The organism is Streptomyces sp. AHA2, from assembly GCF_036857595.1.
Taxonomy (GTDB): Bacteria; Actinomycetota; Actinomycetes; order Streptomycetales; family Streptomycetaceae; genus Streptomyces.
In genome coordinates, this window is the sequence record NZ_JAUQWJ010000025.1 from 52,675 (window position 1) to 76,130 (window position 23,456).

The following is a 23,456-nucleotide window of genomic DNA, read 5'->3' on the forward strand; positions in this document are numbered from 1 at the left end:
ACATGTCAACGCGATCCGCGCCACACGCCCCACCCGGTGGGTCAACTGCCCGGATACGGCCAGGCGTTGGCGCGGCAGCTGATGCCGTCGTGCTCCAGGAACTTGGTCTGCTGCTGCATGACCGGGGCGAGGTCGCCGTCCTTGTCGCAGGTCACGTGGCCGTATCCGAGACGGTGACCGACCTCGTGGTTGATCAGCATCTGCCGGTAGGCGTGGATCCTGCCGTCCCCGTAGGTCTCCGAGCCCTGGGCCCAGCGGTAGGCGTTGATCATCACGCGCTCGGTGGCGGCCGAGTCGCAGGAGACATTGTCCACGGTGGTGTCCAGGCCCGACTTCGCGCACCACTCGGCGGTGGTGCCGGGGCTGGCGAGCGTGATGACGAAGTCGGGCTCGCCGGAGTGGATGCGCTCGAAGGTGCGGGCACCGCCGTGGGCCCAGCTGCGCCGGTCGTTGAGCGTCTTCTGCACGGCCTCGGCGAACAGCTCGCCGTCCAGCCCGAGTCCCCGCTCCACGTCCACGCGGTAGGTGTACTTCTGCCCGGAGCCGGGTGCCTCGGCGATGCCGGGGACGGCGTCGAACTTCCCCGAGCCCGTGTGGGTCGCGCCGAGCGGGTAGATCCGGCCCATCTTCTCGTCGTAGGTCAGCGGGGGCGCCGCGGGCAGCGGGGCGGGTGCCCTGCCTTCGGCGCGCGAGGCGGAGTCACGCAGGTCACGGGCCTGGTCGGCGGCGGACTGCGACTGCACGTCGGTGCGGCCCTGGTCGTCGGCGACCTGACCGGCGACGACGACGGCGAGCACGGTGGTCACGGCGGCGGCCGCGATGCCGGTGAAGGTGCGGCCCTTGCCGCCCTTGCCGGACGCGGGCGTGCCGACGGGCCGGCCGGCATCGCCGGAACCGGCCGGGGTGCCGGCGGACCGGTCCGGGGCGGAACCGCCGGCGTCCGCGGCGTGCGCGGAGGCGGGCGTACGGGGCGCGAAGACGTCGTCCTCCTCGTCGAAGGCGTCGAGATACTCCTGCCGCGGCGCGGGCACGGACGCCCGGCGCTGCCGAGGTATCGGAGCACCGACTCCGGCGGGTCCCCCGCCGGCCCTTCTCAACTCGCCCCAGCCGCCCCCGGCTTCCCGCTGCTCGGGGTGACCGCCCCGCACCTGCGGAAACCCGCGCGCGGGCGTCCCGTCCCCCAGCCGCGGCACCTGTGCGTGGGCCCCACCGCCCGGACCCGGCACTCCACGGACAGGAGTACCTTCCGGCAGCCGAGGCACACCCTGAGCGGGCGTCCCGTCGGGCATGCGCGGCATCCCACGAGCCGGTGTGCCGTCCGGCGGGCGCGGCACACCGTGTGCCGGGGTGCCGTCAGGGAAGTGGTCGTCGGCGTGAAGCGGGGCACCGAAGGTCGGCGCCGCCGGTGCCGGGCGCGGTCCCGGGACCCTGCGGGGGCCGGGCGGCGGCCAGCCGCCCTGCGCGGCTCCGGACGGCACGGTGAGGCCCTCGGGGCTCGCGCCGGGGCCCTGCGCCGGCCTCTGCACCGAAGCGGCGGCCCTGCTCTGCGCGGTGTCGCCCTTGGCGACCGGCCCGCGGCGGCTGTGGCGTCCCACGTCGCGCCTCAGCCCCCCATGCTCTCGTCGGTGCTCTCCGGCTCCGGCCCGTCCTGCGCGGCACTCTCGGCCCGCCGCGTCCGCTCGGTGCCCAACTCTCCCGCATCGGCGAGGAGTTCGCGAAATGCCGTGGCCACCGTCTCCGGGTACTCCATCATCGCCACATGACCCGCGTCCGGCAACGTCACCAGCCGGGAGTCACGGAAGGCGCGGGCGGCCCGCTGCGCCATGCGGAAGCCGACGAGCTGGTCGCGGCCGCCGTAGACGAGCAGGGTCGGCGCGAGGACCCGCTCGGCCTGGCGCCACAGTCCGTGCTGGCCACCCAGGGTGTAGGCGTTGACGATCCCGCGCGCGGAACGCGCCATCGCGTCCCAGAAGTACGGCAGCTTCAGCCGCCGCTCCATCTCCTGCACCGCGTTGCGGAATCCTTCCGGCGTCACGCGCCCGGGGTCGCCGTAGCAGAGCGCCATGACGCCGCGGACCCGCTGCTCGGGTGTCCAGGCCCGGGTGAGCCGGGTGAAGAGCGGGGCCACGCCGGGCACCGCCAGGAGCCCGGTGGGCACGGCGGAGCGCTGGACGCGGATTTCCGGCAAGGCGGGTGACACAAGGGTGAGCGTACGGACCAGATCGGGACGAACCGCGGCGACACGGGTGGCGATGGCGCCCCCGAGCGAGTTTCCGAACAGGTGCGCGGGGCCGCGGCCGGAGGCGTCGAGGTAGCGGATGACCGCGCGCGCGTGCCCGGTGACGGAGTAGTCGCCGTCGTCCGGCGGCGGGGAGTCGCCGAAGCCCGGCAGATCCAGGGCCTCGCTGTCGACCGCGTCCTCCAGCAGCGGCATCAGCGCCGACCAGTTCTGCGACGAACCTCCGAGCCCGTGCACGTACAGGGCGGGCGGCAGGCCCTCGCGCGCCGCGGGCCTCGACCGCACGGTGAGGGTGACCCCGGGCAGCTCCACCGAGCGCAGCCGCTCGCCCTCCGCGACCCGGACGGTGCCCACCTTCGGCAGCACGTTGGCAGGCGGCACGAACGGCAGCTCGGTCGAAGACATGCGGCAATGTTACGAGACGATCACGCGGCGACCCGTGTGTTCGCCGTCACAGGATCGAGCCGGATGGAGGGTCGCACCGGAGGCACTCGGGAGCACCATGGAAAGCAGTCGACGGGACGCACAACGGGTCACGTCCCGGACGCGGATCGCATAGCGTCCGGATCGGGTGTCTCCTAGGCTCGTGGAGAGGGCACCCGCTTGTGGCCCCTGCATTCCCAGGGACGTTCGTAGGAAGGGAGCCCAGCATGGCCGTTGACCCCACCGATCCGGAGACGTTCGAGGCCGAGGAGGCGTCGCAGGCGCCGGAGTTCGACGTCGAGGCCCCCGAGGTCGACGCGGCCGAGCAGCACGCGGACATCGCGCCGGACCGCGACGACCCGCTGACCGTCGTCGACCCGGAGCGTGCCAACGAGGCCGACATGGCGGAACAGGCGCGGATCGTCTCGCTCGACGAGGACGACTACCGGTGACGCACGCCGCCGACGGGCGACGGAACGCACCACCCCGCAGGAAAGGGGCCGCATTTTGCCCGCTCTGACCCTGTTTGAAACCTTGCCGACCGATTTCGTAACCGTCCGGTCCGTGAAATTCTGCGCTCTCACCGCGCACACCACGGTTACCGAAAAGTACGATGGCGACGCGGCCAGATCCGCACGTGGACGACTATGGGAGGCGGCGTGACAGCCATCGAGCAGACAGAGGCGGTTCGCCCGCGGGGCACACGCCTGCCGCGCCGTGCCCGACGCAACCAGCTCCTGGGCGCCGCCCAGGAGGTCTTCGTGGCCCAGGGCTACCACGCCGCCGCGATGGACGACATCGCGGAGCGGGCCGGTGTCAGCAAGCCGGTGCTCTACCAGCACTTCCCGGGCAAGCTCGACCTCTACCTCGCCCTGCTGGACCAGCACTGCGAGTCGCTCATCCAGTCCGTGCGCCACGCGCTCGCCTCGACGACCGACAACAAGCAGCGCGTCCGCGCCACGATGGACGCCTACTTCGCGTACGTCGAGGACGACGGCGGCGCCTTCCGTCTGGTCTTCGAGTCGGACCTGACCAACGAGCCCGCCGTGCGCGAGCGCGTCGACAAGGTCACCAACGAGTGCGCCGAGGCGATCTGCGACGTGATCGCCGAGGACACCGGTCTGTCGCGCGCGGAGTCCATGCTCCTCGCCTCCGGCATGGGCGGCCTCGCCCAGGTGGTGGCCCGCTCCTGGCTGCACAGCGACCGCAGCGTGCCCCGCGACCAGGCGGTGCAGCTGCTCACCTCGCTGGCGTGGCGGGGCATCGCGGGCTTCCCGCTGCACGGGACGGATCAGCAGCACCACTGACGGGCGCCTTGTTCCCGCCCGGTGTTCGCTCGTGGCGTTCTCGGGCGGAGCATGTACGTCCCCTCACCGGGCTAATGTGTGCTGCGTACGGCGCGGAAGGTCGCGCACATCACTGACCGTCGGAGGGACATAGCCGTGGAGGTCAAGATCGGCGTGCAGCACGCGCCCCGCGAGATCGTTCTGGAGAGCGGTCAGAGTGCCGAGGAGGTCGAGCGGGCCGTGGCCGAGGCTCTGGCCGGGAAGTCGGCGCTGCTGAGCCTCGTGGACGAGCACGGCCGCAAGGTCCTGGTCCCGGCCGACCGTCTCGCCTACGTGGAGATCGGCGAGCCGGCTCCGCGCAAGGTGGGCTTCGGCGCGCTGTAGGCGCTTGCACGAAACGGGGCGGGACGGCCGGCGGCCGTCCCGCCCCGTTCGCGTCCCCGCCTCCGCATTCCCACCTCGGGATTCCCGTGTTCCTCCACGAATGGAGCACAGGTGACCCACAGGGGGGATTGGATTCCGCAGGTCAGGGGTAAGACGGGCTACGACCGATTCGGGCAGGCCGGCCATGTGGGAGGGACCCCCGACATGCTCCTGGAAACGCTGAGTTCCGCGATCCTCGGCCTGGCTCTGGCCTGGACGGCCGCGCACCGCCTGCCGCACCGCTTCCCGGCCCGCCACCTGGTCCTGTCGACCGGAGTCATGGGGGCCCTGTTCGGGGCGTTCGTCATGCACAGCGCGCTGGACGCGGGGCATCTGCTGGTGGTGCTGCTCGGCGCGGTGATCGTCTCGGTCGCCTCGCTGTCGCTGCTGCTCCGCCCCGCGGGACGGCTGCGCCGCCGATCGGCCACCGCTTGAACCGTCCAGCGGTCACCGGTCACCGGCTGAACCACCCGACGGTCACCGCCCGAACCACCCCCTGACCGGCCGCCGGTCCCGGCGCCCGAGGCGACGGGACCGCCCTGAGGCCGGTCCCGCCCGGGACTCGGTGATCGTCGGCTAGGCGGCCAGACCCAGGGCGGCCATTCGCTTGGTGTGCGCCTCGGTGATCCGGGAGAACATCTTGCCGACCTCCGCGAGGTCGAAGCCGTCCGCGACTCCGCCCACCAGCATGGTCGACAGCGCGTCGCGGTCCGCGACCACCCGCTGCGACTGCGACAGCGCCTCGCCCATCAGCCGCCGCGCCCACAGCGCCAGCCGGCCGCCCACCCTCGGGTCGGCGTCGATCGCGGCCCGCACCTTCTCCACGGCGAAGCCGCCGTGCCCGGTGTCGTCCAGCACGGCCAGCACCAGGTCGCGGGAGTCGGAATCCAGCCGGGCGGCGACCTCACGGTAGAAGTCGCTGGCGATGGAGTCCCCGACGTAGGCCTTGACCAGGCCCTCCAGCCAGTCCGAGGGAGCCGTCTGCTTGTGGAAGCCGTCGTACGCGGCGACGAACGGTTCCATCGCCCGCGTCGGCTCCTCCCCGATCTCGGCGAGCCGGTCCCGCAGCCGCTCGAAGTGGTGGAACTCGGCCGACGCCATCTTGGCCAGCTCCGCCTTGTCCGCCAGCGTCGGCGCCAGCTTGGCGTCCTCCGCCAGCCGCTCGAACGCCGCCAGCTCCCCGTACGCGAGCGCGCCCAGCAGGTCCACGACCGCGGCCCGGTACTGCGGGTCGGCGGAGGCCGTCGCCCAGTCCCGGGCGGCGACCGGGGTGGTCGCGGAGGCGGCGGTGTCCGAGGCGTTCTCAGGCTTGTCAGAGCTCGTCATGCAGCGCACAATAGCCCGCCCGCCGGGGGGTGTAAGGCCCTGGTCAATCACTGTGACGACGACTACGTGACCAAATCGGCCATCGCGTGTGCGCGAATCCGGGGTATGGTGGTAATGCGCCTGCTGGTACGTCGACGTACCTCGACAGGCCGCACGTATGAGGATGCCCGGTCGGTGGCCCGATCGGCTCCGACCCGACAGACCTCCAGCCCGTACGGCACTGTGCGTACGGAAGCCGGAGGGACACCCTCAGCGGCATGAGCGCTCGAGCGTCGGCGCGGTCCCGTGCTCCACGGCCCGCCCGTAGGCAGCCGACGTCCCCGGCACGGTCCGACACGACCCCCGCGCTCGCCTCGCGCCGCCCACACAGAAGAGGCAGCACCCTGACTACGACGTTCCGAGAGCTCGGAATCCTTCCCGAGACCGCCGAGGCCCTGGAGGCCGTCGGCATCACCACCGCCTTCCCCATCCAGGAGATGACGCTCCCCGTGGCCCTGTCGGGCTCGGACGTCATCGGACAGGCCAAGACCGGCACCGGCAAGACGCTGGGCTTCGGCCTCCCGCTCCTCGAGCGCGTCACCGTCCCCGCCGACGTCGAGGCCGGACGCGCCAGGCCCGAGGACCTCACCGACGCCCCGCAGGCGCTCGTCGTCGTCCCCACGCGCGAGCTGTGCACGCAGGTCACCAACGACCTGCTGACCGCCGGCAAGGTGCGCAACGTGCGCGTCCTCGCGATCTACGGCGGCCGGGCCTACGAGCCCCAGGTCGAGGCCCTCAAGAAGGGCGTCGACGTGGTCGTCGGCACCCCGGGCCGGCTGCTCGACCTCGCCGGGCAGAAGAAGCTGAACCTGAAGCACGTCCGGTGCCTGGTCCTCGACGAGGCGGACGAGATGCTCGACCTGGGCTTCCTGCCCGACGTCGAGAAGATCATCAACATGCTGCCGGTGCGCCGTCAGACGATGCTGTTCTCGGCCACCATGCCGGGCGCGGTCATCGGACTGGCCCGCCGCTACATGTCGCAGCCCACGCACATCAGCGCCACCGCGCCGGACGACGCGGGCGCGACGGTCGCGAACACCAAGCAGTTCGTCTACCGCGCGCACAACATGGACAAGCCCGAGATGGTCGCGCGCATCCTCCAGGCCGAGGGCCGCGGGCTGGCCATGGTCTTCTGCCGTACCAAGCGCACGGCGGCCGACCTCGCCGACCAGCTCAAGCAGCGCGGGTTCGCCTCCGGCGCGGTCCACGGCGACCTGGGCCAGGGCGCCCGCGAGCAGGCGCTGCGCGCGTTCCGCAACGGCAAGGTGGACGTGCTCGTCTGCACCGACGTCGCCGCCCGCGGCATCGACGTCGAGGGCGTCACGCACGTCATCAACTACCAGTCGCCGGAAGAGGAGAAGACGTACCTGCACCGCATCGGCCGTACGGGCCGCGCGGGCGCGAAGGGTACGGCGATCACGCTCGTCGACTGGGACGACATCCCGCGCTGGCAGCTGATCGACAAGGCGCTGGACCTGGGCTTCAACGACCCGCCGGAGACGTACTCCACGTCCCCGCACCTCTTCTCCGACCTCGGCATCCCCGAGGGGACGAGGGGCGTCCTGCCCCGCTCGGAGCGCACGCGCGCCGGGTTGGACGCCGAGGAACTGGAGGACCTGGGCGAGACGGGCGGTCGCGGGCCGCGCGGGCGCGGTGGCCGGGACGGCCGCAGTGGCCGGGACGAGTCGCGTTCCGACGGCCGCGGCGGCCGGGACGAGTCGCGTTCCACCGACCGCGAGCGCTCCGAGCGCACGCCGCGGCGCCGTCGCCGCACGCGCGGCGGTACCCCGCTGGAGGGCACTCCGGCGTCCGCGGGCACCAGCGCCCCGGAGACCATCGCCACCGGCGGTGCGGCCGAGGCGGAGGCCGCCACGGCGCCGCGCACCCCGCGCCGCCGTCGCCGCACGCGCGGCGGTGCCGCGGCCGGAGCCGCTCCGGTCACGGCCGTCCAGGCACCGGTGAGCGAGCAGGCGGAAGCGGCCGTGGCGACGGCCGAGGGCGCGAGCCCGGAGGCCGCGACGGCCGCGGAGACGGACGCCGAGCCGCGCCGGCGCCGCACGCGCCGCTCCGAGGCGACCGCGGGCGTGACGCCGGACGCGGCGCAGACCGTGCAGACTCCGCCGGTCGCGGAGGCAGCGCCGGTCGCCGAACCGGTGACCGAGCCGGTGACCGAGCCGGTGACCGCCGAGCCCGAGGCCCCCGCCCGGGCGCCGCGTCGCCGCACGCGCAAGACGGCCGCGGCGGCGCAGGACGCCGTCGACACGGCCGAGGGCGTCACCGAGCCCGCGCCGACGGAGACGAAGCCGCGCCGTACACGGAAGGCCGCCGCCGCACCCGCCGAGGCCGCTGCCGTGGCGGACACGGAGGAAGCCGCCGCGGCCAAGCCGCGCCGTACCCGCAAGACCACGGCCGCCAAGGCCGAGGCGGCGGTCGACACGGCGGAGGCCACCGAGGCCAAGCCCCGCCGCACCCGCAAGACGGCCGCCGCAACGCAGGACGCCACCGACACGGCCGAGGCCGCCGAGGCCAAGCCGCGCCGCCGCACCCGCAAGGCAGCCGAAACCGCCGAGACCGCGACCGCCGGGATCCCGGCCCAGACGGTCCAGGAGCCCGACGCCGCCGCGGCCAAGCCGCGCCGTACCCGCAAGACCACGGCCGCCAAGGCCGAGGCGGCGGTCGACACGGCGGAGGCCGCCGAGGCCAAGCCCCGCCGCACCCGCAAGACGGCCGCCGCAACGCAGGACGCCACCGACACGGCCGAGGCCGCCGAGGCCAAGCCGCGCCGCCGCACCCGCAAGGCAGCCGAAACCGCCGAGACCGCCGAGACCGCGACCGCCGGGATCCCGGCCCAGACGGTCCAGGAGCCCGACGCCACCGAGGCCAAGCCGCGCCGCACCCGCAAGACCACGGCCGCCAAGGCCGCCGCGCCGGAGGAGACGGCCGAGGCGAAGCCGAAGACGCGCCGGACCCGCAAGGCCACGGCCACCGCGGAGCCCACGGAGGGCTGACCCCTTCCCGGACGGCCCGGCCCCCACGCACCCGGGGGCCGGGCCGTCGGCGTTTGCCCCACCGGACGGTCCGGAGCACCGCCGCGCGGCGACGGACGCTGTGGAGCCCCGGGAAGACCGCCCACGACGACACGCGGCCACCTCACCCGGCTGCCGGCCTCCACGCGCCGACTCGGACCACCGCAGCCGACGGCCGCTCGTCCTCGGAGCCCGAGGTGACAAGCCGTCAGCGCGTGCCCGGCGGCCTCGGGAGACCGGGCACCCACCCGTTACCCTCACCCCGTGACCAGCCACCCCGCCTTCCCTCCGCCGCCGGGCGCCCGCGCCTACCGCCTGCACACGGACCGCGGTGAGTTCGCCGTCGTCGACTCGTCTCCGGCGCAGGGCAGGGACGTCGAAGGGGTCGTCCTGATGCTGCCCGGGTTCACCGGGAGCAAGGAGGACTTCCGCCTGCTGCACGAGCCGCTCGCCGAGCGCGGGTACCGGCTCGTCGCCGTGGACGGCCGTGGCCAGCACGAGTCGGACGGGCCCGCGTACGACGAGACCGCCTACGCCCAGCGGGAGCTGGCCCGGGACGTGCACGCGCAGGCCGCGGCGCTCGGTGTGCCGGTGCACCTCGTCGGGCACTCGCTCGGCGGGCAGATCGCCCGTGCCGCCGTACTGCTCGACCACTCCCCCTTCCTGTCGTTCACCCTGATGTCGTCCGGCCCGGCGGAGATCTCCGTCTCCCAGCAGCAGCGCGTGAAGCTGCTGCGCGACGCACTGGCCGTGATGTCGATGGAGGAGGTGTGGGAGGCCATCCGGGCGATGGGCCCGCCGGAGGACGTGGGCGGGCCGGCCCGCGGGTTCGGCGACGAGGAGCAGATGCGCCGCCGCTGGCTGGGCAACAAGCCCGCCCAACTGCTGGCGACGGGACGGCAGTTGTGCAGCGAGCCGGACCGGGTGGCCGAACTCGCCGCCGTGCCGCTGCCGATGCACGTGCTGTCCGGCGCGTACGACGACACCTGGCCGGTGCCGGTCCTGGACGACATGGCCGTCCGTCTGGGCGCGCACCGCACGGTCGTCGAGGGCGCCGAGCACTCCCCCAACGCCGACCGCCCCCTGCCGACGGCCCGCGCCCTGGCCGACTTCTGGGACGGTACGCGGCGGGGGTGAGGTCCCGGCTTCAGCCGGGACCTAGTACAGCGTCCGCAGATGCTCCCAGAAGCCGTCGCGCAGGGCGCGGCGCAGGTCCGCCTGGCCGCGGAGGGAGTACTGGAGGAGGCCCTCCGCCTCCACGAGCAGGTCCTGGTCCACCGAACCGGGCAGGTAGGGGTGGCCGGGCAGCAGTTCCACCAGGGTGTCCCGCCCGCGGGCCGCGAGCCATTTCGCCGCGATCTGCGCGCCCACGAACCGCACGTCGTCCCGGGTGGGCCGGCCCGCGGCTGGCTCGTAGGCCGCGGCCGTGCGGCGGGAGACGTACGGCTTGAAGAAATCGAGGTCGAGGGTGCGCTGGCTGTCGACCTCCCACAGCAGGGGCTCCGCCTGGTTGCGGCCCTCCGGCGCCTCGATGCCCCAGAGGTGGACCCGGGCGCCGTAGCCCTGGGCGGCCTCGACGGCGGAGACCAGGTCCTCGTCGCCGCCGAGGAGGGCCGCGTCGCTGATGGCGCGGTGCCGGGCGAGGGACTCCAGGTCGGTGCGGATGAGGGAGTCGACGCCCTTCTGCTGGTTGTTGGCGTTCAGGTTGCCCAGCCGCACCTTGACGTCCGGCAGCTCGGCGATGACCTGCTGCTCGGCGGTGTGGATGCGGCGGCGGGCGCCGTCGTACCAGTAGACGCGCAGCAGCCTGCTGTCGGCGAAGATCGTGCGCGCCTTGTCGATGAGCGCGTCGATGAGTCCTTCGGCGTCGAGGTCGAAGGCGCGCCGGTCCTCCGTGCCGGAGACCAGGCGTCCCGCGGCCGCGTAGAGGTACCCGGCATCGACGAAGATCGCGTGCGTGGAGGGCGTCTTCGCCACCTCGGCGAGCATGCGCTGCAGCAGCTCGTTGGTGCGGTCGATGCGGGCACTGAGGGCCGCCAGGTCGTCGTTCATCTCTGCCATTGTCCGGGCGGTCACGCAGTGGACACAACCGGTCCCGGTCGGTCCCGTAACGACACTCTTACGGCTCAGTAATTAGCCGTTCGAAAATTTTCTTTAGCGTAGGGAATGTTTGACGCACCCTCCCCCGTTGACTCATACGGAACACCGAGCACCGCAGCCTGGTGGGCCACCACTCAAGTAGTTCTCCTCAGGAGGATGACCAGACGAAGGGAGAAGCCCTTGCGCTTCGAAATCATGCGACTCGACGACGTCGACGGCACACCCGTGGACTCGACCGTTGTGGACGCCGCCTCCGTCAACCACATCGTGCAGCAGGCCGCCGCCATCGGGCAGCGCCTGTGGATACGCCCGGCCGAGACCACGGCCTCATAACGCGCTCAGCGCATCCAGAGCTTCGCGGCCCCCGCCCGGCACCGGCCGAGCGGGGGCCGCGCTGTTCGCGGCAGGCGCCGGGCGGGGACGCGCGGGGCGCCTCAGCTGCCCTGGATCACCTGGGTGACACCGTTGATGATCTGCTGCACGGCGATGGCGGAGAGCATCATGCCCGCCAGCCGCGTCACGAGGACCACACCGCCGTCCTTGATGATCCGGATGATCACCAGCGAGTAGCGCATGACCAGCCACAGCACGACGTGGATGGCCAGGATCGCCGTCCACACCGACACCTGCGTGGCGACGCTGTCGGCCTTCTGCACGGCGAGGATGACCGACACGATCGCGCCCGGCCCGGCCAGCAGCGGCATGCCGAGCGGCACCAGGGCGACGTTGACGTCCTTGGTCTGCTGCGGCTCGTCGGTCTTGCCGGTGAGCAGGTCGAGCGCGATCAGCAGGAGCAGCAGCCCGCCCGCGATCATCAGGGCGGGCACCGAGACGTGCAGGTAGTTCAGGATCTGGTGCCCGAGCAGCCCGAACACCGTGATCACCCCGCCGGCGACGCAGACGGCCTGGAAGGCCATCCGCTTCTGCACCTTGCCGGGCCGCCCCGCGGTGAGCGCGAGGAAGATCGGGGTGATGCCCGGCGGGTCCATGATGACGAACAGGGTGAGGAAGAGGGAGCCGAAGACGGCGAGGTCGAACATGTGCGTGGTGGCCTTGCGAGTGAGCGGAGGGCGGGGCCGGGCGGCGGGCCGCGAGCGATGCGGCCGCCGGTGCCACCGCCGGGGGCAGGCGTCCCTGCGGCACGGCGGTGGGGAACACCGGACCGACCGCACGGACGTGGGTGAGAGCGTGACGAGGGCACGGCGGATGACGCCGAGCGCCCGTCGGGGATCAGTGCGAGGAAGACCTCAGACGGTTCCACCGGCGCCGGGCACCGGAAAGGCCCCGAACGCCCGGCGGGTGATCTCCCCGTAGACCTCGGGGTCCGTCGTGTACTCGCCGAGCACACAGGTCTTCCGGCTGCCGTGGTAGTCCGAGGACCCCGTCACCAGGAGCCCCAGCTCCTTGGCGAGGCCGCGCAGGCGTGCCCGCGTGTCGGCGTCGTGGTCCATGTGGTCGACCTCGATGCCGTCCAGTCCGGCCTCGGCCATCTTGGCGATGGCGGCGTCCGGCACGGTGCGGCCGCGCTTGCTCGCGCCCGGGTGGGCGAAGACCGCGACCCCGCCGGCGCCCTTGACGAGCCGGATCGCCTCGATGGGGTCCGTCTCGTGCTTCTCCACGAAGGCCCGGCCGCCGTCCGCCAGCCAGTCCTCGGTGAAGGCGTCGTTGACGGTGGGCACGACACCCAGCTCGACGAGCGCGCTGGCCACGTGCGGCCGCCCGACCGATCCGCCGGCCGCGATCCGCTCCACCTGCTCCCAGGTCACGGGCACGCCCAGCTCCTGGAGCCTGGCGATCATTCCCCGGGCGCGCGGGACCCGGTCGTCGCGCACGAGCTCGCGCTCGGCGAGCAGCGCGGGCTCCTCGGGGTCGAAGAGGTACGCCAGCATGTGCATGCTGATGCCGTCGATGCGGCAGGACAGCTCGGCCCCGGTGACCAGTGTCAGCCCCTCCGGCAGGGCGGCGACGGCCTCGGCGTGGCCGCGCGTGGTGTCGTGGTCGGTGAGCGCGACGACGTCCAGACCGGTGACGGCGGCCTTGCGCACCAGTTCGGCCGGCGTGTCCGTACCGTCGGAGGCCGTGGAGTGGGTGTGCAGATCGATACGCACGACGCTGACTCCAAACGGGGGACGACGGACACGGACGCTTCAGGATAACCGTCTTTCCACACCGCCCTGTCACACCCACCAGGGGTGTGCGCCCCCTACAAGCCCACGCCGGCGTGCGGTGCGGCGCGGCCGCTACGGCTGGAGCAACCGCGGCGACAGCGCCCCGCACGGCACGAGTTCCACCTCGGCGCCCGCCTCGCGCAGGTCCGCCAGCACCAGCTCGTCGTACATCAGCAGACCCGACTGTTCCGGCCACACCACGGCCCACAGCCACATCCCGAGGGCCTCACCGGCGAACACGGCCCGGTCATCGGGTGCCCCGCTGACGTGCCACAACGGCGTGGGCCGCCCCGCGGCCAGGACCTTCGCCTGCGCGGGCTTGCCGACGTCCATGAGCGGCCCGGGGTCGGGTCCGGCCACGCCGGCGTACCGCGCCCCGAGTCCGACGCCGAGCTCCTCGGCGACCAGGATCAGCTCGCCCATCCCGCCGAGCGGCCCGGGCCCGGTGCACGCCACCGCGGTGGCCCGGCCGCCCGTGCGGTCGTCGCCCGCGCAGGCCACTCCGGTGAACAGCCACCCGACGGGCAGCGGCCACGGCATCCACACCGGCACCTGCGTGCGGTGCACCACGACGTCGAGGGCGTCCACGCTCGGCGGTATCACGGGCTGCACCGGATGGACGGTGCCGTGCGCATCGCACTGCCACGAATCGGAGAAGAGGCCGGGAGCCCTGACCCGGCCACCGCACTTCGGGCAACTGGGTTCGCCCCTCATAGGGCCCCACGGTCCTACCCCTGTCCCTCCGCGTCAAGGACGATCACCCAACCGGACGGAACCCCTTCACCCCGAAACAAGGTGTAGTTTGCATTAATTAGACTGTCTAACTTAGTGTGTGTATATGCCAACCATCTTCGTCTCGGGAAAGGGAGCACGCATGGACCCCTTCGACGCCGGAGCGGGCGGTCTCCTCAAGCAGCCCAGGTCCGTGTGGGCGACCGCCGGGGCGTCGGTCGTCGCCTTCATGGGCATCGGACTCGTCGACCCGATCCTGCCGTCCATCGCCCAGGGCCTGGACGCCACGGCGGGCCAGGTCTCCCTGCTCTTCACCTCCTACTTCCTGATCACCGCCGTGGCGATGCTGGTGACCGGCTTCGTCTCCAGCCGGATCGGCGGGCGCAGGACCCTGCTGCTCGGCCTGGCGTTCGTGGTGGTGTTCGCCGGGCTCGCCGGGACCTCCGGCTCGGTGGGCGAGCTGGTCGGCTTCCGGGCGGGCTGGGGCCTCGGCAACGCGCTGTTCGTCTCGACGGCCCTCGCGGTCATCGTCGGCGCGGCGGCCGGCGGCAGCGCCGCGGCGATCCTGCTGTACGAGTCGGCCCTCGGCCTCGGCATGGCCTGCGGACCGCTGCTGGGCGCCCTGCTCGGCGACGCCAGCTGGCGCTACCCGTTCTTCGGCACGGCGTTCCTGATGGCCGTCGGCTTCCTGTGCATCACGGTGTTCCTCGAGGAACAGCCCAAGCCCGCCCGGAAGATCTCGGTACTGGACCCGCTCAAGGCGCTCGGCCACGGCGGCCTGGCCTCGGCGGCGGTCTCGGCGTTCTTCTACAACTACACGTTCTTCACCGTGCTGGCCTTCACGCCGTTCGTGCTGGACATGAGCCCCTACCGGTCGGGCGCGGTGTTCTTCGCCTGGGGTGCGCTGCTCGCCGTGTTCTCGGTGATCGTGGCGCCCCGGCTGCAGAAGCGGTTCGGCTCGCTGAGGGTGCTGGGCGGCTCGCTGGCGCTGCTCGCCGTCGACGTCCTCGTGCTCGGCTACGGCTCCCACACCACCGCCGTCGTGTGCACCGTCCTGTCCGGCGCCTTCATCGGCGTGAACAACACCGTCTACACCGAACTGGCCCTCGGCGTCTCGGACGCGCCCCGGCCGGTGGCGAGCGCGGGCTACAACTTCGTCCGCTGGTTCGCGGCCGCCGCCGCGCCCTACTTCGCACCGAAGATCGAGGAGTGGACCGACCCGCACGTGCCGTTCGTGGTGGCGGCCGTCACCGCGGTCCTCGGTGCCGGCGTGGTCGTCGTACGGCGCAAGGCCCTGACGCACGAGGCCGAGGAACTCCGGCCCCGGCACGCGACCGAGGACGGGGTCACCGTCATCGCCGGCTGAGGCCAACTGCGGCCCCCGGGTCCGAAGTTGGTGACCTTGCTCACTCCAGCGGCACGGACTTCCGGGACGGGTCCCGCAGGTCCGTGCCGTGGTTCAGCCAGCGCTCCCGCAGCGCCTGCGCCCCGTGCACCCGCTTCCAGGCGGCCTCGTTCGGCGTCATCGGCAGCAGCGGCAGGAACCGGACCGGGTCGAGGGGCTCGTCCAGCTCGAGGTCCTCGACCAGGCCGCCCGGTTCGGCGACCAGGACCGAGGTGAAGGGCGCCCCGGGCCACAGCGGGTCCCCGACGTCCAGGGACGCGCCGGGGGCCACCACCAACCCCTCCACCTGCGGCGAGGCGGCCAGCACGGCGAGCGGGCGCAGCACCTTGTCGGTGTCGGCGCGCCCGGAGCGCACGGACAGGACCAGTTCGGCCCGCGGGCCCCGGACCGGGTCGGCGACGACCGCGGTGGGGTCCGTCATGGGGTGGGCCGACATGCCGAGCGTGGCGTAGCGGACGATGTCGCCCTCCTGGAAGCGGAGCACCTCGATGCGGTCCGTACCGAGGAAGGTGACCGCCGCGCGTGCGTCCGGTTCGCCCAGCGCGGTGCGCAACCGGGCCTCGACCAGAGGAAGAACATCTGCCATGCCGCGAGCATAGAACTCGTCAGTAGCGGGCAAAGCAGCGCCTTGACAGTTGTGTCGGCTGCTACTCTTGCCCGGTGGTTCGGGGCAGCACGCAGAAGCGTCGCGGTCAGGCCCCGACGCCGAAGGAACTCCCTCACGAGGGACCGGCCGGAGGAGGTGGGGCTGCAATGGATCGAAGTCGACCGTGCAGTAGCACCACGCTCTCCCGCCGCTGATGTAGCTGCTCCGTCTTCTGGCCGGCTGCCACCTCTCGCACTCGCCTCACGCGGAAGAGCGCTTCGTTTCGCTTTGCCTGATCTGCCTCAGTAGCTGAATCAGTGACGAACTCGCCACCGCGACGGTGCGGTGCTCCCCGCTTTGTGGACGTGCCAAACATCCGCAGTCACCACGTCTTCATTCCGGGTGGTTCCAGCCGTCGCCGGCGCCGTTCGTCGCCCGCCCGCGAAGGAGCCCGCCATGTCGATGATCCGCGACCTGCGCGCCGTTGTCCGTCCCTCCCGTGTGTCGCTGCGCAAGGACGGCGGGACGTACGACACCACCCGCAGCCCCGCGGCGACCACCGCCGTCGTCGACTGCGCCGTCTACCGCGACGGCCGCCGCATCGAGACCGGGACTCCGCTCAGCCCGCACGAGGCGGTCCGCCTGGTGCGCCGCGACGGCGGCTTCGTGTGGATCGGCCTGCACGAGCCGACGGAGGCCGAGTTCTCCGGCATCGCCCGGGAGTTCGGGCTGCACCCGCTGGCCGTGGAGGACGCCGTACAGGCCCACCAGCGGCCCAAGCTGGAGCGCTACGACGACTCGCTGTTCACGGTGTTCAAGACCATCCACTACGTGGAGCACGACCAACTCGACGCCAACAGCGAGGTCGTCGAGTCCGGCGAGGTCATGTGCTTCACCGGCCGGGACTTCTTCATCACCGTCCGGCACGGCGGCCAGGGCTCCCTGCGGGCCCTGCGCCACCGCCTCCAGGACGACCCCGAACTGCTCGCCAAGGGCCCCTCGGCCGTGCTGCACGCCATCGCCGACCACGTCGTCGACGGGTACATCGCCGTCGCCGACGCCGTGCAGGACGACATCGACGAGGTCGAGACCGACGTGTTCTCCCCGGGGCGCAAGGGCGCGCCGCGCGGGTCGGACGCCGGCCGGATCTACCAACTCAAGCGCGAGGTGCTGGAGTTCAAGCGGGCCGTGTCGCCGCTGCTGCGGCCCATGCAGCTGCTCAGCGAGCGGCCGATGCGGCTGATCGACCCGGACATCCAGAAGTACTTCCGGGACGTCGCCGACCACCTGGCCCGCGTCCAGGAGCAGGTCCTCGGCTTCGACGAACTGCTCAACTCCATCCTCCAGGCCAACCTGGCGCAGGCGTCCGTCGCGCAGAACGAGGACATGCGCAAGATCACCTCGTGGGCCGCGATCATCGCCGTGCCGACGATGGTGTGCGGGGTGTACGGCATGAACTTCGACCACATGCCGGAGCTGCACTGGCGCTACGGCTACCCGGTGATCCTGGGCTTCACCGTGATGGTGTGTCTCGGCATCCACCGCACCCTGAAGCGCAACGGCTGGCTGTGAGCGGCCTGGATAGGCTGGTGCCCATGACAAGCGAGCTGCTCGGCCAGGCCCTCGTCGAGGAGGCCACCAAGAAGTCCGGCCTCGTCTGGGTCCAGGGCCCCCACGGCCCGGCGCGCGCCCTGTGGCACGTGTGGCACGAGGGCGCCGCGTGTCTGGTCGGCGACGGGCCCGGCGAGCAGCCGCTGCCCGGGCTGGCCGACGGCGCCGAGGCCCGGGTGACGGTCCGCAGCAAGGACAAGGGGGGCCGGCTGGTCTCCTGGACGGCCCGGATCACCCAGCTGGAACCGGGCAGCGAGGCGTGGGACGCGGCCGTCGCGGAGCTGAAGGGCAAGCGGCTGAACGCGCCCGACGGCGAGGCCATGACCGAGCGCTGGGCCCGCGAGTGCCGGGTGCTGCGGCTGGAGCCGACCGGCGGGAGGGAACCGCTGCCCGATGGCTCCCTGTCCGCGGCGCCCCTGCCCTCCCCGGCGACCACCCGCCGGCCGGTCCCCGCGGGCCTGCCCCGGCTGCTGCTGAAGAGGAAGCGCAAACGGGCCTGACGCGGCCTACGACGCCGGCAGCTGCTTGCCGTAGTCGACCGTCTCGCTCTTGTCCGGCTCCTTCAGTGCGAAGTCCTGCCCCCAGGCGGAGAACGTCAGGGTGCCGGCCCCGCCGGCCCGCTCCAGGCGCAGCGGGTACGGCCTGCCCTCCAGCGAGACCTCCAGGGTGCCGCCGGAGCCCTTGTCGCCGGTGACCCGGATGGTGCGGACGCCCGCCTGCTCGTCGTGGCCGTCCGTGGCGAGCGTGCCGTGCAGCGTCAGCAGACCGTCGAGGAGGACCGCCTTGTCCGTGAACCCCGTGAACTTCCTGTACGAAGGGTCGCCCTGGGGCACCTTCACGAACTTCCCGCTCAGCTTCGAGGCCGCCGCCGCGTCCGACGCGCCCGACTCGCCCTGGCCGCTGCCGTGACTCCAGAACTCCGCGTCCGCCATGACGAAGAGCTGCTCGCCGACGCGCAGCAGCCTGAAGGTCGCGCCCTTGGTGGTCACCGAACCGGTGCCGCCGTCGTCCTTCAGCCGCATGTCGAGGGCGTACGTCCGGCCGCCGCTGACGACGTTGCCGTGCACCCGCACCGCCCCGGCGGACTCGGCCGCCGCACGGGTCTTGGCCTGGATCTTGGCCGCCGGGAGCCGGCCGACGCCGTTGGTGCCCTCGTTCGGGTCCTCGGCGCAGCCCGTGAGCACCGTCCCCGTCACGAGCAGCGCGCACGTCGCGCTCGCGAGTGCGGCACTGCGGTTGCGGCCGTGGCGAATCGGAGTCACAGGTGGGGCTGCCTCTCTGACGGGAGACCTGAACGGCGTACCGCAGGGTACCGGGGACGTGCGAGCAGGTCGGAGCCGGTCCGTCCGGACCGTCCGCCGACGCAACGCCGATCGGGACGGGCTAGCCTGAAGCCCACCCGAGCGGGCAATTCGGAAGAGACAGGCACCAGCACAGCCCCACACGCAGGCATCACGAACCACCCCGCACGAAAAGGAGCCGCGGCCATGGCAGCGGGCGCCCCCCGGATCTTCGTATCGCACCTCTCCGGCATCGCCGTGTTCGATCCCGCCGGTGACCAGGTGGGGCGGGTGCGCGATCTGGTCGTCATGCTGCGGGTGGGCCAGCGGCCGCCGAGGCTGCTCGGCCTCGTCGTCGAACTCGCCACCCGCCGCCGCATCTTCCTGCCGATGACCCGGGTCACCGCCATCCAGTCCGGCCAGGTGATCACCACCGGCGTGCTCAACGTGCGGCGCTTCGAGCAGCGGCCCACCGAGCGGCTGGTGTTCGGGGAGCTGCTGGACCGGCGCGTGACGCTGACCGAGACGGGTGAGGAGGTCACCGTCCTTGACCTGTCGGTGCACCAGCTGCCGGCCCGCCGGGACTGGGAGATCGACCGGGTCTTCGTCCGCAAAGGCAAGCGCGGCGGGGCCTTCCGGCGGGCCAGGGGCGAGGCGCTGACCGTCGAGTGGTCGGCCGTCACCGGCTTCTCGCTGGAGGAGCAGGGGCAGGGCGCGGAGAACCTGCTGGCCACGCTGGAGCAGCTGCGCCCCGCCGACCTGGCCAACGTGCTGCACCACCTCTCCCCCAAGCGCCGGGCCGAGGTGGCCGCCGCCCTGGACGACGACCGGCTGGCCGACGTACTGGAGGAGCTGCCGGAGGACGACCAGATCGAGATCCTCGGCAAGCTGAAGGAGGAGCGGGCCGCCGACGTCCTGGAGGCCATGGACCCGGACGACGCGGCCGACCTGCTGGGCGAGCTGCCGACGGACGAGCAGGAGCGGCTGCTGAGTCTGATGCAGCCGGGCGACGCGGCCGACATGCGGCGGCTGATGTCCTACGAGGACCGCACGGCGGGCGGTCTGATGACCACCGAGCCGATCGTGCTGCGTCCGGACGCCACCGTCGCCGACGCCCTGGCCCGCGTCCGCAACCCCGACCTGTCGCCGGCCCTGGCCGCGCAGATCTACGTGTGCCGGCCGCCGGACGAGACCCCGACCGGCAAGTACCTGGGCACGGTCCACTTCCAGCGCCTGCTGCGCGAGCCACCGCCGTCCCTGGTCAGTTCCATCGTGGACACCGACCTGCAGCCGCTCGACCCGCAGGCGGACCTGCACGCCATCGCCGAATTCTTCGCCACCTACGACATGGTCGCCGCCCCCGTGGTGGACGAGGCGGGGTCGCTGCTGGGCGCGGTGACGGTGGACGACGTGCTCGACCACATGCTCCCGGAGGACTGGCGCGAGCAGGAGTTCCACCTGGACGAGGAGGTGACGACCGATGGCTCCTGAGCGCGACACCGCACGCGACCGCGCCCCCGCGGGCGCCACCGCCGCCTCCCGGCCGCGGACCCGTCTGGACCAGCCGCTGCCCCGCAGGCGCCGCTTCCTGCCGGAGTACGACCCGGAGGCCTTCGGGCGGCTGTCGGAGCGGATCGCGCGCTTCCTGGGCACCGGGCGGTTCATCGTCTGGATGACGGTCGTCATCATCCTGTGGGTGGTGTGGAACGTCTTCGCGCCCGGGCAGCTGCGCTTCGACGAGTACCCGTTCATCTTCCTGACGCTGATGCTGTCCCTCCAGGCCTCCTACGCCGCCCCGCTGATCCTGCTCGCGCAGAACCGGCAGGACGACCGCGACCGGGTCAACCTGGAGCAGGACCGCAAGCAGAACGAGCGGTCCATCGCCGACACCGAGTACCTCACGCGCGAGATCGCCGCCCTGCGCATCGGCCTGGGCGAGGTCGCCACCCGCGACTGGATCCGCTCCGAGCTGCAGGACATGGTCAAGGAGCTGGAGGAGCGGCAGAACGGCCACCGCCGCGACCCCGTCGTATTCCCGGCGGAACGGCCACGGGGACGTGACGCAGACGACCGCTGAGACGCTTTCCTACGCCCCGGTACGGCGCCGTACCATCGTCCCTATGGCTATGGAAGACGCGGTGCGCGAGGCACTGGCGACGGTGAACGACCCCGAGATCCACAAGCCCATCACCGAGCTCGGGATGGTCAAGTCGGTGGAGATCGGCGCTGACGGCGCGGTCGCGGTCACCGTGTACCTCACGGTCTCGGGCTGTCCGATGCGGGACACCATCACGCAGCGCGTGACCGACGCGGTCTCCGCCGTCGAGGGCGTCACCCGGGTCGACGTCACGCTGGACGTGATGAGCGACGAGCAGCGCCGCGAGCTGGCCTCCGCCCTGCGCGGCGGGCAGACCGAGCGCGAGGTGCCCTTCGCCAAGCCGGGCAGCCTGACCCGCGTCTACGCGGTCGCCTCGGGCAAGGGCGGCGTCGGCAAGTCCTCGGTGACGGTCAACCTGGCCGCGGCGATGGCGGCCGACGGGCTGAAGGTCGGTGTCGTGGACGCCGACATCTACGGCCACTCCGTACCGCGCATGCTGGGCGCCGACGGCCGGCCCACCCAGGTCGAGAACATGATCATGCCGCCGTCGGCGAACGGCGTGAAGGTCATCTCCATCGGCATGTTCACGCCCGGCAACGCCCCGGTCGTCTGGCGCGGCCCGATGCTCCACCGCGCCCTGCAGCAGTTCCTGGCCGACGTGTACTGGGGCGACCTGGACGTCCTGCTGCTGGACCTGCCGCCCGGCACCGGTGACATCGCGATCTCCGTCGCCCAGCTGGTCCCGAACGCGGAGATCCTGGTCGTGACGACCCCGCAGCAGGCGGCCGCCGAGGTCGCCGAGCGCGCGGGCTCCATCGCCGTGCAGACCCACCAGAAGATCGTCGGCGTGGTCGAGAACATGTCGGGGCTGCCCTGCCCGCACTGCGGCGAGATGGTCGACGTCTTCGGCACGGGCGGCGGCCAGGTCGTCGCCGACGGCCTGACCCGCACGACCGGCGCGAACGTCCCGGTCCTCGGCAGCATCCCGATCGACGTCCGCCTGCGCGAGGGCGGCGACGAGGGCAAGCCGGTCGTGCTGACGGACCCGGACTCCCCGGCGGGCTCGGCCCTGCGCGCGATCGCGGGCAAGCTGGGCGGCCGACAGCGCGGCCTGTCGGGCCTGTCGCTCGGTATCACTCCGAGGAACAAGTTCTAGTTCGACTCGTCCTCGGGGGCAGCCCCCGAGGGGCGCGGGGAACTGCGCGACAAGCCACGACGTACCCGCAGTCGCCCACAGGCCGGAGCCCGACGGCGAAGGGGCGCCGGCCTTCCGGCGCCCCCCCCGGGGGACTCACGCGTACGCGGCGATGTCCTTCACCACGGCGAAGCCGAGCCCGTACGCGCTCATGCCCCTGCCGTACGCCCCGACGTGCACCCCGGCCGCGGTGGACCCGGCGAGCACCCAGCCGAACTCGGACTCCCGGTAGTGGAACGCCGTCGGCACTCCGTCCACGGGCAGTGACAGCGTCGACCAGTCGGGCCCGTCGAGGTCGTCGGCCAGCACCCACGCCGTCTCGGTCTGCTGCTCCAGCCAGTCGTCCCGCAGGGCGTGGTCCATCTGCCCGGGCCAGGTGAAGGACAGCAGCCCCACCCCCGCGAGCCAGGCCGCGGACGACACCGACGTGGCCTCCAGCAGCCCCGTGCCGTCGGCGGTGCGCCGCTGCGGGTTGGCCGCCACGGTCACCACGACCGCGAACTTCTCCTTGGACTCCTGGTCGCCCCCGGCGGCGTGCTCGTTGCGCACCGTGGGCTCGTCTCCGTGTCCGATGGACCCGTGTTCCACGGCTCCGTCGGCCGTGGTCCCGACCTGCATCAGCCAGCGCGGTCCCGTGAAGGCCTCGTCGAGGCCGTACCACGGGAAGGGCGCACGCAGGTAGCCGTCGACCGTGCGCCGTGCGAAGGGGACCTGTTGTCCGCCCTCCGCGGCCGGCGCCTGCGCGACTGCCCGACTCGTCGTCTCCATGTGCCCGGACGCCTCCTCGCTCTCGTCGGGCCGGTGGGCCCGCCCCCCTCGGGTGGCGCTGCTGGTCCGTGTGCGGCCACCCGTCAACTGGGCAGCATAGCCACACCGCCGCGAGCAGCAGGGAAAGCGCCCGGCGCGTGGGCCGCACGGGCGCCCGGATCAGGCCGTACTCGCCCCGACCGGAGTATGAGACGCGTCACTCGCGCCCGGCGCACTCCCCCGGGCCGGTCCGCTCAGGTGGCGTCCGCGTCGAAGGGCGGACGGTCGTCCCGGCCCGGGGTCTCGGGCTTCTTCGTCATGTCGATCCGGCCGCCGGAGGAACCGGACGACGAGGAGGAGGCGTCGGACTCGCGGCCGTGGACGGCGTCGGTGACCTCGGCCATCTCCTTCTTCAGGTCGAAGCCGTTGCGGATCTCCTTGAGCCCGAGGTCCTCGTTGTCCAGCTGCTTGCGGATGAACGTCTTGGGGTTGAGGTCCTCGAACTCGAAGTCCTTGAACTCCGGGCCCAGTTCCTCCCGGATGTCGTTCTTGGCGCTCTCCGAGAACTCACGGATCTTCCGGATCGTGCGCGTCACGTCCTGGATGACCTTGGGGAGCTTGTCCGGACCGAAGACGAGCACGGCAAGGACGATGAGCGTCACCAGCTCGAGTGGTCCTATGTCATTGAACACCTGAAGCTCCTAGCGATGTCCTCGGTCCTCGGCCCTCGTGGTCGGTGCGGGTCCTGCCGTGGTCCGGGCCGGATCCACGG

24 protein-coding genes are annotated in these 23,456 nt (G+C 72.4%); 13 read left to right on the plus strand and 11 right to left on the minus strand.

Going from position 1 to position 23,456, the window contains the following annotated elements; translation table 11 throughout:
• Positions 1 to 41: 41 nt before the first annotated feature.
• Complete coding sequence (locus Q5694_RS31245) at positions 42 to 1,298, minus strand: DUF3152 domain-containing protein (RefSeq protein WP_443040978.1); 1,257 nt, start codon at positions 1,296 to 1,298, stop codon at positions 42 to 44.
• A gap of 305 nt (positions 1,299 to 1,603) precedes the next feature.
• Positions 1,604 to 2,644: an alpha/beta fold hydrolase gene (locus Q5694_RS31250; protein WP_333936871.1), complete on the minus strand. Its 1,041-nt coding sequence runs from the start codon at positions 2,642 to 2,644 to the stop codon at positions 1,604 to 1,606.
• Between the two features lie 245 nt (positions 2,645 to 2,889).
• Between Q5694_RS31250 and Q5694_RS31255 the strand changes: the two genes are divergently transcribed.
• The 4 genes from Q5694_RS31255 (at position 2,890) to Q5694_RS31270 (ending at position 4,806) form a co-directional block, all read left to right on the plus strand.
• On the plus strand, positions 2,890 to 3,114 hold the full coding sequence (locus Q5694_RS31255; protein ID WP_333936872.1) for a hypothetical protein: 225 nt from the start codon (positions 2,890 to 2,892) through the stop codon (positions 3,112 to 3,114).
• A 207-nt stretch (positions 3,115 to 3,321) separates the two neighbouring features.
• A complete protein-coding gene (locus Q5694_RS31260; protein WP_333936873.1) occupies positions 3,322 to 3,969 on the plus strand; it encodes a TetR/AcrR family transcriptional regulator in 648 nt (215 codons plus the stop codon).
• 135 nt (positions 3,970 to 4,104) lie between these two features.
• Complete coding sequence (locus tag Q5694_RS31265) at positions 4,105 to 4,332, plus strand: DUF3107 domain-containing protein (protein WP_333936874.1); 228 nt, start codon at positions 4,105 to 4,107, stop codon at positions 4,330 to 4,332.
• A 204-nt stretch (positions 4,333 to 4,536) separates the two neighbouring features.
• On the plus strand, positions 4,537 to 4,806 hold the full coding sequence (locus Q5694_RS31270) for a hypothetical protein (RefSeq protein ID WP_333936875.1): 270 nt from the start codon (positions 4,537 to 4,539) through the stop codon (positions 4,804 to 4,806).
• 141 nt (positions 4,807 to 4,947) lie between these two features.
• On the opposite strand, the gene Q5694_RS31275 is transcribed toward Q5694_RS31270, so the two are convergent.
• Positions 4,948 to 5,697: a ferritin-like fold-containing protein gene (locus tag Q5694_RS31275; RefSeq protein WP_333936876.1), complete on the minus strand. Its 750-nt coding sequence runs from the start codon at positions 5,695 to 5,697 to the stop codon at positions 4,948 to 4,950.
• Positions 5,698 to 6,173: 476 nt separating this feature from the next.
• On the opposite strand from Q5694_RS31275, the gene Q5694_RS31280 reads away from it, so the two are divergent.
• Both Q5694_RS31280 and Q5694_RS31285 read left to right on the plus strand, forming a co-directional pair.
• Positions 6,174 to 8,744 carry a DEAD/DEAH box helicase gene (locus Q5694_RS31280; protein WP_333936877.1) on the plus strand — a complete coding sequence of 857 codons (2,571 nt, stop codon included), beginning with the start codon at positions 6,174 to 6,176 and terminating at the stop codon, positions 8,742 to 8,744.
• Positions 8,745 to 9,026: 282 nt separating this feature from the next.
• Complete coding sequence (locus Q5694_RS31285; protein WP_333936878.1) at positions 9,027 to 9,899, plus strand: alpha/beta fold hydrolase; 873 nt, start codon at positions 9,027 to 9,029, stop codon at positions 9,897 to 9,899.
• 21 nt (positions 9,900 to 9,920) lie between these two features.
• Here Q5694_RS31285 and Q5694_RS31290 read toward each other — a convergent pair whose 3' ends face one another.
• Positions 9,921 to 10,814 carry an NYN domain-containing protein gene (locus tag Q5694_RS31290; RefSeq protein WP_333936879.1) on the minus strand — a complete coding sequence of 298 codons (894 nt, stop codon included), beginning with the start codon at positions 10,812 to 10,814 and terminating at the stop codon, positions 9,921 to 9,923.
• A 228-nt stretch (positions 10,815 to 11,042) separates the two neighbouring features.
• Between Q5694_RS31290 and Q5694_RS31295 the strand changes: the two genes are divergently transcribed.
• Positions 11,043 to 11,195 (plus strand): hypothetical protein, encoded by a 153-nt coding sequence (locus Q5694_RS31295; protein ID WP_333936880.1) that lies wholly within the window; start codon positions 11,043 to 11,045, stop codon positions 11,193 to 11,195.
• Between the two features lie 101 nt (positions 11,196 to 11,296).
• On the opposite strand, the gene Q5694_RS31300 is transcribed toward Q5694_RS31295, so the two are convergent.
• The 3 genes from Q5694_RS31300 to Q5694_RS31310 form a co-directional block, all read right to left on the minus strand.
• The gene (locus tag Q5694_RS31300; protein ID WP_333936881.1) at positions 11,297 to 11,902 is read right to left on the minus strand and encodes a MarC family protein; all 606 of its coding nucleotides are present in this window, start codon (positions 11,900 to 11,902) and stop codon (positions 11,297 to 11,299) included.
• Between the two features lie 207 nt (positions 11,903 to 12,109).
• Positions 12,110 to 12,970 carry a PHP domain-containing protein gene (locus tag Q5694_RS31305; protein ID WP_333936882.1) on the minus strand — a complete coding sequence of 287 codons (861 nt, stop codon included), beginning with the start codon at positions 12,968 to 12,970 and terminating at the stop codon, positions 12,110 to 12,112.
• A gap of 132 nt (positions 12,971 to 13,102) precedes the next feature.
• Positions 13,103 to 13,744 (minus strand): DUF6758 family protein, encoded by a 642-nt coding sequence (locus Q5694_RS31310; RefSeq protein WP_333936883.1) that lies wholly within the window; start codon positions 13,742 to 13,744, stop codon positions 13,103 to 13,105.
• Between the two features lie 160 nt (positions 13,745 to 13,904).
• Between Q5694_RS31310 and Q5694_RS31315 the strand changes: the two genes are divergently transcribed.
• The gene (locus tag Q5694_RS31315; protein ID WP_333936884.1) at positions 13,905 to 15,128 is read left to right on the plus strand and encodes an MFS transporter; all 1,224 of its coding nucleotides are present in this window, start codon (positions 13,905 to 13,907) and stop codon (positions 15,126 to 15,128) included.
• Positions 15,129 to 15,168: 40 nt separating this feature from the next.
• On the opposite strand, the gene Q5694_RS31320 is transcribed toward Q5694_RS31315, so the two are convergent.
• Positions 15,169 to 15,753 carry a suppressor of fused domain protein gene (locus Q5694_RS31320; protein WP_333936885.1) on the minus strand — a complete coding sequence of 195 codons (585 nt, stop codon included), beginning with the start codon at positions 15,751 to 15,753 and terminating at the stop codon, positions 15,169 to 15,171.
• Positions 15,754 to 16,209: 456 nt separating this feature from the next.
• On the opposite strand from Q5694_RS31320, the gene Q5694_RS31325 reads away from it, so the two are divergent.
• Positions 16,210 to 17,325: a magnesium and cobalt transport protein CorA gene (locus tag Q5694_RS31325; RefSeq protein ID WP_333936886.1), complete on the plus strand. Its 1,116-nt coding sequence runs from the start codon at positions 16,210 to 16,212 to the stop codon at positions 17,323 to 17,325.
• A gap of 23 nt (positions 17,326 to 17,348) precedes the next feature.
• Positions 17,349 to 17,864 (plus strand): hypothetical protein, encoded by a 516-nt coding sequence (locus Q5694_RS31330; protein ID WP_333936887.1) that lies wholly within the window; start codon positions 17,349 to 17,351, stop codon positions 17,862 to 17,864.
• 6 nt (positions 17,865 to 17,870) lie between these two features.
• On the opposite strand, the gene Q5694_RS31335 is transcribed toward Q5694_RS31330, so the two are convergent.
• Positions 17,871 to 18,626, minus strand: coding sequence for a hypothetical protein (locus tag Q5694_RS31335; protein WP_333936888.1), 756 nt, complete (start codon positions 18,624 to 18,626; stop codon positions 17,871 to 17,873).
• Positions 18,627 to 18,851: 225 nt separating this feature from the next.
• Here Q5694_RS31335 and Q5694_RS31340 point away from each other — a divergent pair, with 225 nt between their 5' ends.
• Genes Q5694_RS31340 through Q5694_RS31350 form a run of 3 tightly spaced genes read left to right on the plus strand, consistent with a single transcriptional unit; the run spans position 18,852 to position 21,898 of the window.
• On the plus strand, positions 18,852 to 20,135 hold the full coding sequence (locus Q5694_RS31340) for a magnesium transporter MgtE N-terminal domain-containing protein (RefSeq protein WP_333936889.1): 1,284 nt from the start codon (positions 18,852 to 18,854) through the stop codon (positions 20,133 to 20,135).
• Positions 20,125 to 20,721, plus strand: coding sequence for a DUF1003 domain-containing protein (locus tag Q5694_RS31345; RefSeq protein ID WP_333936890.1), 597 nt, complete (start codon positions 20,125 to 20,127; stop codon positions 20,719 to 20,721). Before Q5694_RS31340 ends, Q5694_RS31345 begins: the two co-directional genes overlap by 11 nt.
• A gap of 43 nt (positions 20,722 to 20,764) precedes the next feature.
• The gene (locus Q5694_RS31350) at positions 20,765 to 21,898 is read left to right on the plus strand and encodes an Mrp/NBP35 family ATP-binding protein (RefSeq protein WP_333936891.1); all 1,134 of its coding nucleotides are present in this window, start codon (positions 20,765 to 20,767) and stop codon (positions 21,896 to 21,898) included.
• A 135-nt stretch (positions 21,899 to 22,033) separates the two neighbouring features.
• Here the strand turns inward: Q5694_RS31350 and Q5694_RS31355 are convergent, their stop codons facing one another.
• Both Q5694_RS31355 and Q5694_RS31360 read right to left on the minus strand, forming a co-directional pair.
• Complete coding sequence (locus Q5694_RS31355; RefSeq protein WP_333936892.1) at positions 22,034 to 22,705, minus strand: hypothetical protein; 672 nt, start codon at positions 22,703 to 22,705, stop codon at positions 22,034 to 22,036.
• Positions 22,706 to 22,938: 233 nt separating this feature from the next.
• Complete coding sequence (locus tag Q5694_RS31360) at positions 22,939 to 23,376, minus strand: sec-independent translocase (protein ID WP_333936894.1); 438 nt, start codon at positions 23,374 to 23,376, stop codon at positions 22,939 to 22,941.
• Between the last annotated feature and the right edge of the window lie 80 nt (positions 23,377 to 23,456).